Below are 11,071 nucleotides of genomic sequence, written 5' to 3' on the forward strand. Positions count from 1 at the left end.
AAGGCTCACACCGGCCCGCGCCGGGGGCCGCCCGCCACGCTCTCCGGGAGCCGGCCGGGGCTCCCCGCCCCGACTCCCGGGAAGGCGCTCAGAGGGCCTCCTCGCCGCCCTCGCCGGCTCCCCCGCCCTCGTCGTCCTCGTCCTCGTCCTCGCGGTCCGCCAGCACCGGCGAGCCGTGGTGCGACCACACCCGCCAGCCGTCCTCCGTGCGCCGGAAGACATTGGTCGCCACGACCAGCTGGCCGATCAGCGGCCCCACCGAGCCGTCGTCCTCGGCGGGCCCGCCGCTGAGGATGTTCTCGGTGCAGGTCACCAGCGCGGTGTCCCCGACGACGTCGATCTCCACGTCCGTGAGGAAGAACTGGATGTACTCGGTGTTCGCCATGATCAGGGCGTACGAGCGCAGCACCTCGCCGCGCCCCCGCAACACCGGCCACCCCGGGTGGACCACACTCACCTGGCCGTCCAGCCACAGTTCGGACAGCGCCTCGTGATCACCGCGCTCGATGGTCTCGTACAGGGTGGTGTTCGCCTGTTCAACCAGTTCGATGTCCGTCTGAGGGCCCAAGCCGCTCACACCGTTCCCGTCGTGTTCGCCGTCGTCCCGCTCGCTTCACTGCCGCCGGCCGCTGCCGCGCCCTCCACGGCACGGGCCACCCGTACCGCATCCGCGCTCGCCCTGACCTCGTGCACCCGCACCGCCCAGGCCCCCTCTCGCGCCACGATCGCCGACACCGCCGCCGTCGCGGCATCCCGCTCCCGGGCCGGCGGTGGGGCGGCTCCCTCGCCACCTGCCAGCACCCTGCCCAGGAACCGTTTCCTCGATGCGGCCACCAGCAGCGGGCGGCCCAGCGTCCGCAGCCGCGCCAGCTGGGCGACCAGCGCGAGATCGTGCCCGGCCTCCTTGGCGAAGCCCAGGCCCGGGTCGATGACGATCCGGTCCGGGTCGATCCCGCCGGACACCGCGCGCTCCATGCTCCGCCCGAGCTCGTCGACGACCTCGGCGACCACGTCCCCGTAGACGGCGCGGTTGTTCATGTCGATGGACTGGCCGCGCCAGTGCATCACGACGAACGGGACATGGTGGGCGGCCACCACCGGCACCATCGCCGGGTCGGCGGCGCCCCCGCTGACGTCGTTGACCAGCCGCGCCCCGGCCGCCACGGCCTGCTCGGCGACCGAGGCCCGCATGGTGTCCACGGAGACCACGGCACCGGCCGCGGCCAGCTCCCGGACGACCGGCACGACCCGGCGCAGCTCCTCGGCCTCGTCCACCCGCGCCGCGCCCGGCCGGGTCGACTCACCGCCCACGTCCACCATGTCGGCGCCCTGCGCCACCAGGTCGAGACCGTGTTTGACGGCGAGTTCGGTATCGAACCAGTCGCCGCCGTCGGAGAACGAATCGGGCGTCACATTGACGACGCCCAGCACCGCGCAGCGGTCCCAGTCCGGCAGTCCGGCCACCCGGCCACGCAAGGTACTCATGGCACCAGCGTAGGCCGTGTGCCGACCGGCCGGATTGCGGCCACCGCATGCGGGGACTTCAGCGGCGCCGGCCCCCCGGAGGCCGTGCCGGAGGGGCCGGCCGGCGGGCCTTTCGGTCAGGCGGCCCGCTCGACCGCGCCCGGCGCGGCGGCCGGCCGCGGCATGTGTGCGCACGGCCGCGGCTCCACGGTCTTCCGGCGCCGCAGTACGCGCGGCAGGCCCAGCTCCAGATAGCCCTCGGCCTGGAGCGCCGCCAGGCCGATCCGGGGGATGTCGCGGCTGTTGCGGAAGACCACGAAGCGGGGCTCCCAGCGCGGCCGGAACTTGTCGTTGAACTTGTACAGCGACTCGATCTGGTACCAGCGGGACAGGAAGATCAGCATCCCGCGCCAGACCCGGATGACCGGCCCCGCGCCGAGCTTCTCGCCGCGCTCCAGAGAGGAGCGGAAGACCGCGAAGTTCAGCGAGACCTGCTTGATCCGGAGGTCTGGGGCGGCCTGGAGCGCGGCGACGATCAGCAGCTCGTTCATCCCGGGGTCGGCGCTGCGGTCGCGCGCATCAGCTCCAGGGAGATGCCGCTGTCGCCCCACGGCACGAAGTGCTGCATCGCCTTGAGGTCGCCGTACGGGCCGGGCTCCTCGCCCTCGGCCGCCGGCAGATGCGCGGTGGCGATCACCGCGTCGCCGTCGGCCACCGCGTCGATCCGGCCCAGCGCCATGGAGAAGCCGCGCTCGGTGTCGGTGTCCCGCCAGGCGTCCGCGGCCTTCTGGAGCTGCGCCAGCTCGTCCGGCGCCAGGTCGCGCACCCGCCGCACCCGCGTCTCGTAGCCGTTGCGCTCGATGCGCTTGACCATCTGCCGTACGTTGCGCATCGCACGGCCGGTGAGGGTGAAGTCGGCGACGTCCACGATCGCCTCGTCGCCGAGCTCCAGCGCGTCCATGCCGGTCTCCCGGGTCCACACCTGGCCGCCGGTCTCGCTGCAACCGGTGACCGCCGGGGTCCAGGAGTGCGCCTTCGCCTCCTCCATGAAGCGCTCGATGGCGCCCGGCCATGCCTCGACATCGCCGATCGGGTCGCCGCTGGCGAGCATCACCCCGGAGATCACCCGGTAGCAGACCGCGGCCTTGCCGGTCGGGGAGAAGACCGCGCCCTTGTCACGGCGCAGCGCGAAGTAGCCGAGCGAGTCCCGGGCGCCGTGCCGGTCGAGCAGGGCGCGCAGCCGCTGCTCGTCCTCGTCGGTCAGCCGGGCCGCCGGGTGCTCGGGGCGGAAGGCGAGGTACGCGGTGGTGGCGACGGTCAGCAGGCCGAGCGCGCCGAGCGAGTAGCCGACGGTGTAGTCGACGTGGTGGGTGTAGGCGACCGGGCCCTCGAAGCCGAACAGGCCCCACAGGACGTGCTCGGCGCGCTCCCAGAGGGAGGGCGAGCCGATCGTCTTGTGAGGGTGCGAGCTGACGATGACCAGCCCGATGCCGAAGCTGAACCCGCCGAGGACGACGAGGTTGGCCAGCGCCTTCCAGCGGCTGCGCGGGTCGGGCAGGGCCGCGAACTCCCGCCGGTGCCACACCAGGAACACCAGGAGCGCCAGCGAGAGCACCGCCCCGAACACGGAGTGGCGGTAGACCAGCTGGGCGGCGATCCCCACCGGCAGCAGCGCCACGGCCGCCCCCCAGGCCCGCCGCTTACGCCGCTTGAGCCCGTGGGCCAGAAGGAGCAGCAGGATGCCGACGACGATGGAGGCGGCGGCCGCCAGCGGGCTCACCGCGCCCGGCAGCACCTCCGCCAGGGCGTGCATCCGGCTGTGCCGGAACCGCGGGAACACCCCTGCCGCCAGGTTCAGCAGGCCGACGACCGCGCCGGCCGTACCGACGATCCGCGGCACCGTTTCGGGCCGCGGGCCGCGGAGCCAGCGTGGTCCACGCCACGCAACCGTCTCCGACTTTTCGCCATCTAGCCTGTCAGACATCACTTTCCCGTCGCCCCGGTCGAGAGAACGTGCGAGCCTTGTCGCAGCATCTGGACTTTTTGCGCCCTGTATGACGGCGTTTCAGGGCTCGGGGTTCCACCAGCGGTACGGATGGCCCGGCCGCCCGGAAGAAAGCACCACATGGGTCTCACCAGTCAGAAAGTGCTGCTTCTTGCCGTCCTCGTAGCGGTGGCACTGTTCGTCCTCACCATTTGGCTCTGGCCGCGCCTCTCCAAGGGGAACTGGCGCACCGTGCTCGGGCGCATCGGGCTCCTGGTGGCGACGCAGCTCTCCCTTTTCGCCGCCATCGGTCTGTACGCCAACAATTCCTTCGGTTTCTACGCGTCCTGGGCCGACCTCTTCGGCCAGGAGCAGGAGCCGGGCGTGGTGACCGACTACCAGACCGGGCCGGGCGGCACCAAGCTGCGGATGCTGGGCACCGAGCGGGTCAGCGTACAGAACGGCTCCCGGCCGGCGACCGGCGGCCGGATCGACAAGGTGCTGGTCCGCGGCGAACACTCGCAGATCGCCAGCCCCGCGTATGTCTATCTGCCGCCGCAGTACTTCCAGAAGAAATACGCCGGGAAGAAATTCCCGGCGGCCCTGGTGCTCACCGGCTACCCCGGCACCGCCGAGGCGCTCTACAAAAAGCTGCATTTCCCGCAGACCCAGCACGAACTGCTCAAGAACCAGAAGATGCGGCCGACCGTCCTGGTCATGATGCGCCCGACCGTCGCACCGCCGCGCGACACGGAGTGCATGGACATACCGAACGGCCCGCAGACCGAGACCTTCTTCACGAAGGATCTGCGCGCGGATATCTCCGAGCACTACCGAATAGGCCGCGAGGCCAAGAGCTGGGGTGTCGTGGGTGACTCCACCGGCGGCTACTGCGCGCTGAAGATGACCATGCGCCACCCCGAGGCGTACTCCAGCGCCGTCGCCCTCTCCGGCGCCTACAAGGCCCCGCGGGACGCCACCACCGGCGACCTCTTCGGCGGCAGCCGGCAGCTGGAGCGCGAGAACAATCTGCTGTGGCGTCAGCGGCATCTGCCCGCGCCCCCGGTGAACCTGCTGGTCACCAGCAGCAAGCAGGGCGAGGGGAATTACCAGGAGACGCTGCGGTTCATCCAGCAGACGAAGTCGCCGAGCCGGGTCTCGTCGATCATCCTCGACAGCGGCGGCCACAACTTCAACACCTGGCGCCGGGAGATCCCCGCCGCCCTGGAGTGGCTGGGCAACCACCTCCGGGCCTGAGGCCGGCGTCGCGCCCCGGCACCGACGACGGCCGGGTCCCTCCTGGGAGGGGCCCGGCCGTCCGGTCGTCTATGAGGAAGGACGCGCGACGGACCGGCCGTACGGGCCCGCGGCCCGGGGCCTCAGCGGGCCAGTATCAGGCTCATCGCCTCGGCGCGCGTGGCGGCGTCCCGCAGCTGGCCGCGCACGGCCGAGGTCGTCGTCTTGGCACCCGGCTTGCGCACCCCGCGCATGGTCATGCACATGTGCTCGCACTCGATGACGACGATCACGCCGCGCGGCTCCAGGATCTGCATCAGCGAGTCCGCGATCTGCGTGGTCAGCCGCTCCTGGACCTGCGGGCGACGGGCGAACACATCGACCAGCCGGGCCAGCTTGGACAGACCGGTGATCTTGCCGTCGGTGGACGGGATGTAGCCGACATGGGCCACACCGACGAACGGGACGAGGTGGTGCTCACAGCTGGAGACCACTTCGATGTCCTTGACCAGCACCATTTCGTCGTGGCCCAGGTCGAAGGTGGTCGTCAGCACGTCTTCCGGCTTCTGCCACAGCCCGGCGAAGATCTCCCGGTACGCCCGTGCCACCCGCGCCGGCGTCTCCAGCAGCCCCTCACGGTCCGGGTCCTCGCCCACCGCGATGAGCAGCTCTCGCACGGCGTTCTCGGCGCGCTTCTCGTCGAAAGTGCCGATCTTGCCGCCGACGTCCAGCGTCACAGGGTCCGTCATGTGGTGCCTCGTTCCTTCTGCGCCCGCTCGAATCGCGGTGAAGCACGGAATGCCGCGCCCCCCAAGGCTAAACCTGGGGGGCGCGGCATTTATTCCGGGGCCCCTGAGGGCCACGGGATCAGCTCTCGGGACGCTGCTCCTCGGGTACTTCCGCCTTCTCCGTGGAAACGGTGGCGGTGGTGGTCACCGCGCCGTTGGCCGGGGCCAGCTCCTTCGGCGACAGCACCGGCGGACGGCTGGAGGGCGTACGGCGCGACGAGCCGGTCCACGCCGGGCGGGCCGGGCGCTTGACCACGTGCTTGAAGAGCTCGGCGATCTCCTCCTTGCCGAGGGTCTCCTTCTCCAGGAGCGTCAGCACGAGGTTGTCGAGCACATCGCGGTTCTCGACCAGGATCTCCCACGCCTCGTTGTGCGCGGTCTCGATGAGCTTCTTGACTTCCTCATCGACCAGCGCGGCGACCTCTTCCGAGTAGTCGCGCTGGTGACCCATCTCACGGCCCAGGAAGGGCTCGGAGTTGTCGGTGCCGAACTTGATCGCGCCGAGCCGCTCGGTCATGCCGTACTGCGTGACCATCGCGCGGGCCGTGGCGGTGGCCTTCTCGATGTCGTTGGCGGCACCCGTGGTCGGGTCGTGGAAGACCAGCTCCTCCGCCGCGCGGCCGCCCAGCATGTACGCCAGCTGGTCGAGCATCTCGTTGCGGGTGGTGGAGTACTTGTCCTCGTCGGGCAGGACCATGGTGTAGCCCAGCGCCCGGCCGCGGGACAGGATCGTGATCTTGTGGACCGGGTCGGAGTTCGGTGAGGCCGCCGCGACCAGGGCGTGTCCGCCCTCGTGGTACGCGGTGATCTTCTTCTCCTTCTCGGACATGATCCGGGTCCGCTTCTGCGGGCCGGCCACGACGCGGTCGATCGCCTCGTCCAGGAAGTGGTTGTTGATCAGCTTCTCGTCGCTCCGGGCCGTCAGCAGCGCGGCCTCGTTGAGGACGTTGGACAGATCGGCACCGGTGAAGCCGGGGGTGCGCTTGGCGACGGCCGAGAGGTCGACGTCCGGCGCGACCGGCTTGCCCTTCTGGTGGACCTTGAGGATCTCCAGACGGCCCTGGAGGTCCGGACGGTCGACGGCGATCTGCCGGTCGAAACGGCCGGGACGCAGCAGCGCCGGGTCGAGGATGTCCGGGCGGTTCGTGGCGGCGATCAGGATCACGCCGCCCTTGACGTCAAAGCCGTCCATCTCGACCAGCAGCTGGTTGAGGGTCTGCTCACGCTCGTCGTGGCCACCGCCCAGACCCGCACCGCGGTGCCGGCCGACGGCGTCGATCTCGTCGACGAAGACGATCGCCGGGGCGTTCGCCTTGGCCTGCTCGAAGAGGTCACGGACCCGGGAGGCACCGACACCGACGAACATCTCGACGAAGTCGGAACCGGAGATCGAGTAGAACGGGACGCCCGCCTCGCCGGCGACGGCTCGCGCGAGCAGCGTCTTGCCCGTTCCGGGCGGGCCGTACAGCAGCACGCCCTTGGGGATCTTGGCGCCGACGGCCTGGAACTTCGCCGGCTCCTGGAGGAACTCCTTGATCTCGTGGAGTTCCTCGACGGCCTCGTCCGACCCCGCGACGTCCGTGAAGGTCGTCTTGGGGGTGTCCTTGGTGATCAGCTTCGCCTTGGACTTCCCGAAGTTCATCACCCGGGAGCCGCCGCCCTGCATCTGATTCATCAGGAACAGGAAGACGACCACGATGAGGACGAACGGGAGCAGCGAGAGCAGCACACCGACGAACGGGTTCTGCTTCGACGGCTCGACGGTGTACCCGTCCTTGATCTCGCCCGTCTGGTACTTGGCCTGAAGGTTCTTGGCCACGTCGACGCCCTGGTCGCCGATGTAGCTCGCCTGGAGCTTGTTGGAGCCGTCGATCTTGTTGGAGCCCGACAGCTCAATCTTGATCTTGTTCTCGTCACCGGTCGTCAGCTCGGCGGATTTCACCTTGTTGTCAGCGATCGCCTTGACGACCTGACCGGTGTCCACCGTCTTGTAGCCGCCGGACGAGCCGACGACCTGCATCAACACGACCACGGCGAGGACGGCCAGCACGATCCACATGACCGGCCCACGGAAGTATCGCTTCACGTCCATCCATACGGAGCCGCTGAGGCCCCGTCCCTCCTGCCACAGTGAGGCACAACGCCCTCGGGAGGGCTGGTCGTGCGTTGCGTACGGTGTATTACTGGCCCGAAAAAGAACTGCCTTCGGACGGTACCCCAGCATTGTCACCCGGCGCCTGCGCCGAGGGTGAACATGCAGCCGGGGAAACCGCTCTCCCTGCTCCAACGGCGGGAGGCCCCGAAGGGTTCCCGCCGGGCCGCAGCGGACGGTCCGAGGCCCGCCCGGCCGCCACGGCCGGACGAGCGCGGAACGCCCTCAGCCGCCGTAGACGTGCGGCGCGAGGGTACCGACGAACGGCAGATTGCGGTACTTCTCCGCGAAATCGAGCCCGTATCCCACGACGAATTCGTTGGGGATGTCGAAGCCGATCCACTTCACGTCGATGGCGACCTTGGCCGCGTCCGGCTTGCGCAGCAGCGTGCAGACCTCCAGCGAGGCCGGCTCGCGCGAGCCGAGGTTCGACAGCAGCCACGACAGCGTCAGACCGGAGTCGATGATGTCCTCGACGATCAGGACATGCTTGCCCTTGATGTCGGTGTCGAGGTCCTTGAGGATGCGGACCACACCGGAGGACTGGGTGCCCGCGCCGTACGACGACACGGCCATCCAGTCCATCGTGACGGGGGTGGACAGCGCGCGCGCCAGGTCCGCCATCACCATCACGGCGCCCTTGAGGACGCCGACGATGAGCAGGTCCTTGCCCGCGTACTCCGCGTCGATCTTCGCGGCCAGCTCCGCCAGCTTCGCGTCGATCTCTTCCTTGCTGATGAGTACCGACTGAAGGTCGGAGCCCATGTCCTTGTCGTCCACCCGTGCCACTCTCGCTCTGTTCGGTGTTCGCGTCAGTCGTGAGACTTCGGTGCGGGGCAGCGTCTGCGGCTCAGCCCTGCCGAATGACCAGTCTGCCACCCTGCCGTCGCACACCTACGCGCCCGGGGAGGTTGATGGCCCCCTGCCCCCGCCAGGCGGTGATCAGCCGGTCCACTTCCTCGATGTGGCGGGCGAAGAGCGAACCGGCCGGTGAGCCCGCGCCGATGACCGCCCGGCGCAGCACCCGGCGGCGCACCGCGGGGGGCAGCGCGAACAGGGCGGCGATGTCGAGGGAGCCGCTGTCGTCGAGGACCGAGCCCTCGGCGTCGGCGGCCCAGGCGTCCAGGGCGTCGGCGTCGTCACGGGAGAGCTGGGCGGTACGGGCCAGCGCCTCGACGACGCCCTTGCCGAGCGCCTTCTCCAGGGCGGGCAGGCCCTCGTGCCGCAGCCGTGAGCGGGTGTAGGCGGGGTCGGCGTTGTGCGGGTCGTCCCAGACGGGCAGCGCCTGGATCAGACAGGCTTTACGGGCGGTCTGGCGGTCCACGTCGAGGAAGGGCCGGCGATAGCGCCCGTCCCGGCCGCTGGTCGCGGCCATACCGGAGAGCGAGCGGGTCCCGGAGCCGCGGGCGAGGCCGAGCAGCACCGTCTCGGCCTGATCGTCGCGGGTGTGGCCCAGGAGGACCGCGGTGGCGCCATGGCGCTCGGCGGCGGCGTCCAGGGCGGCGTAGCGGGCGTCCCGGGCGGCGGCCTCCGGCCCGCCCGACTGCCGGCCGCCGCTCCCGCGGTAACCGGTGCCGTGCGCCACCCTGTTCGGTTCGTCCACGTCGACGGCGACGGCCTCTACGGGGTCGAGTCCCAGGGCCCGCAGTCGCAGGGCGACCTCGGCGGCGCGGAGGTCCGAGCCCTCCTGAAGGCCGTGGTCGATGGTCACGCCCCCGGCGCGGACCCCGAGCTTGGGGGCCTCGAAGGCGAGGGCGGAGGCGAGCGCCATCGAATCGGCGCCGCCGGAGCACGCGACGAGCACGAGCGGGGGCTCGTGCCGGTCGTGCGCGGAGTGGTGGGTGAGCACGTCGTGGAGTACGCGGCGGACCGCCAGGCGTATCGCGGCGACCGCTGGATGGGGACCCATGTCCGTTTCCAATCGTTCAGCTGGGGAGCCTCGGGCCGTGGACGGCTTCGTCACACAGAGTGCCTAGATGGTGACAGAGGCGAGCGGTTCCCCGAGCATTGCACGCCTATCCCTCGGTAACGGTCCCTCAGACGGGTGATTGAAGGGGCGCTCTACTGCCACGTGGCGTGCCCAGCTCACACCATTCGCTTACGGTGCCCCGTCCGTCTTGCGGTGCACCCGCGCGATCCAGTCCGCCGGTTTGGCGATCTCTTGTTTGGTCGGGAGGGTGTTCGGCGACGTCCACACGCGGTTGAAGCCTTCCATGCCCACCTCCTCGACGACGGCGCTGACGAACCGTTCGCCGTCGCGGTACTGCCGCAGCTTGGCGTCCAGGCCGAGCAGCTTGCGCAGCGCCTGGTCCAGCCGGCCGGCGCCGCTGGCCCGGCGCTTCTGGAACTTCTCCCGGATCTCGGCGACCGACGGCACGACATCGGGCCCGACACCGTCCATCACATAATCCGCGTGCCCCTCCAGCAGGGACATCACCGCGGTCAGCCGGCCGAGGATCTCGCGCTGCGCGGGCGTCTGGACGAGATCGACGAGGGAGCGGCCCTCGTCCTCGCCCTCCTCGCCCTCGGGCTTGGCACCGGCCAGCGACTGGGCGGCCTCGCGCAGCCGCTCCAGGAGGGCGCCCGGGTCGATGTCCGTCTCACCGAGGAACGACTGGATCTCGCCCTCGATGTGGTCCCGCAGCCACGGGACGGCGGTGAACTGGGTGCGGTGGGTCTCCTCGTGGAGGCACACCCACAGCCGGAAGTCGTGCGGGGCCACTTCGAGCTCGCGCTCCACATGCACGATGTTCGGCGCGACGAGCAGCAGCCGGCCGCCCTGCGCCGCGGCCGGCAGATCCCGGGAGGCCGGGGCGAACGTCTCGTACTGGCCGAGGACCCGCGAGGCCAGGAACGACAACAGCATGCCCAGCTCCACGCCGGTCACCTTGCCGCCGACCGCGCCGAGCACCGCGCCCCCGGGGACCGTCGAGCGGCGGTCCTCCATCTTGGCCAGCAGCGGCTTGAGCACGGCCCGGAACCCCGCGACATTCGCCTTGATCCAGCCGGGCCGGTCCACGACGAGGACCGGCGTGTCATGCGGCTCCTCGCCCGTCGCGTCGGGCTGTGCCATCCGCGTGAACGCCCGGACATGCGCCTCGGAGGACTTGGCGTGCTTGCGCAGCTCGGCGACGATCGCCCGCGCCTCGTCCCGGCTCACCTCTGGCCCCGGCCGCACGAACCGGGTCGCGGTCGCGACCGCGAGGTTCCAGTCGACCATCTCGGTTCCACCGATGCTCGTCATGGGTTCACCGTACGTGGGCGCATGCCGTCGGGGTAGCCGGTTCGCTGCGCTTTGCCCTCGTCCCCACGTGGTCGGCTTCCCCGCCGTGGTGGGTTCTCGCCGTTGCGCCTGCGGCGGGCGGGGTCCGCTGCGCGGGGCTGTCGGGGTGCGGTGACGGACCTCCGGGGCCGGGTGTGCGGGCAGCTTAGCGTTTAGTACGGACA

The 11,071-nt window shown here is 70.4% G+C and carries 8 protein-coding genes and 1 pseudogene; 1 reads left to right on the plus strand and 8 read right to left on the minus strand.

The features are described from left to right. Nucleotides 1-88 precede the first annotated feature (88 nt). From ACFWJW_RS31315 to ACFWJW_RS31325, 3 genes and pseudogenes are all read right to left on the minus strand, one after another. Nucleotides 89-568 carry a nuclear transport factor 2 family protein gene (locus tag ACFWJW_RS31315; protein WP_387247551.1) on the minus strand — a complete coding sequence of 160 codons (480 nt, stop codon included), beginning with the start codon at nucleotides 566-568 and terminating at the stop codon, nucleotides 89-91. A 5-nt stretch (nucleotides 569-573) separates the two neighbouring features. Next, entirely contained in the window at nucleotides 574-1,485 is a 912-nt protein-coding gene (folP, locus tag ACFWJW_RS31320) for a dihydropteroate synthase (protein WP_387247552.1), read from the minus strand. Between the two features lie 116 nt (nucleotides 1,486-1,601). Beyond that, nucleotides 1,602-3,448, minus strand: a pseudogene (locus tag ACFWJW_RS31325) (phosphatidylglycerol lysyltransferase domain-containing protein). A 141-nt stretch (nucleotides 3,449-3,589) separates the two neighbouring features. Between ACFWJW_RS31325 and ACFWJW_RS31330 the strand changes: the two are divergent. After that, nucleotides 3,590-4,705, plus strand: coding sequence for an alpha/beta hydrolase (locus tag ACFWJW_RS31330; RefSeq protein ID WP_387247553.1), 1,116 nt, complete (start codon nucleotides 3,590-3,592; stop codon nucleotides 4,703-4,705). 122 nt (nucleotides 4,706-4,827) lie between these two features. On the opposite strand, the gene folE is transcribed toward ACFWJW_RS31330, so the two are convergent. From folE to ACFWJW_RS31355, 5 genes are all read right to left on the minus strand, one after another. Continuing rightward, on the minus strand, nucleotides 4,828-5,433 hold the full coding sequence (gene folE, locus ACFWJW_RS31335; RefSeq protein WP_168480767.1) for a GTP cyclohydrolase I FolE: 606 nt from the start codon (nucleotides 5,431-5,433) through the stop codon (nucleotides 4,828-4,830). 118 nt (nucleotides 5,434-5,551) lie between these two features. Next, complete coding sequence (gene ftsH, locus ACFWJW_RS31340; RefSeq protein ID WP_387247554.1) at nucleotides 5,552-7,564, minus strand: ATP-dependent zinc metalloprotease FtsH; 2,013 nt, start codon at nucleotides 7,562-7,564, stop codon at nucleotides 5,552-5,554. A gap of 285 nt (nucleotides 7,565-7,849) precedes the next feature. Continuing rightward, nucleotides 7,850-8,389 carry a hypoxanthine phosphoribosyltransferase gene (gene hpt, locus ACFWJW_RS31345; protein ID WP_030077134.1) on the minus strand — a complete coding sequence of 180 codons (540 nt, stop codon included), beginning with the start codon at nucleotides 8,387-8,389 and terminating at the stop codon, nucleotides 7,850-7,852. Nucleotides 8,390-8,474: 85 nt separating this feature from the next. After that, entirely contained in the window at nucleotides 8,475-9,533 is a 1,059-nt protein-coding gene (gene tilS / locus ACFWJW_RS31350; protein WP_386686328.1) for a tRNA lysidine(34) synthetase TilS, read from the minus strand. Between the two features lie 189 nt (nucleotides 9,534-9,722). Then, the gene (locus ACFWJW_RS31355) at nucleotides 9,723-10,868 is read right to left on the minus strand and encodes a zinc-dependent metalloprotease (protein ID WP_387247555.1); all 1,146 of its coding nucleotides are present in this window, start codon (nucleotides 10,866-10,868) and stop codon (nucleotides 9,723-9,725) included. Nucleotides 10,869-11,071: the final 203 nt, after the last annotated feature.

Source organism: Streptomyces sp. NPDC127097 (assembly GCF_042724075.1).
GTDB lineage: Bacteria > Actinomycetota > Actinomycetes > Streptomycetales > Streptomycetaceae > Streptomyces.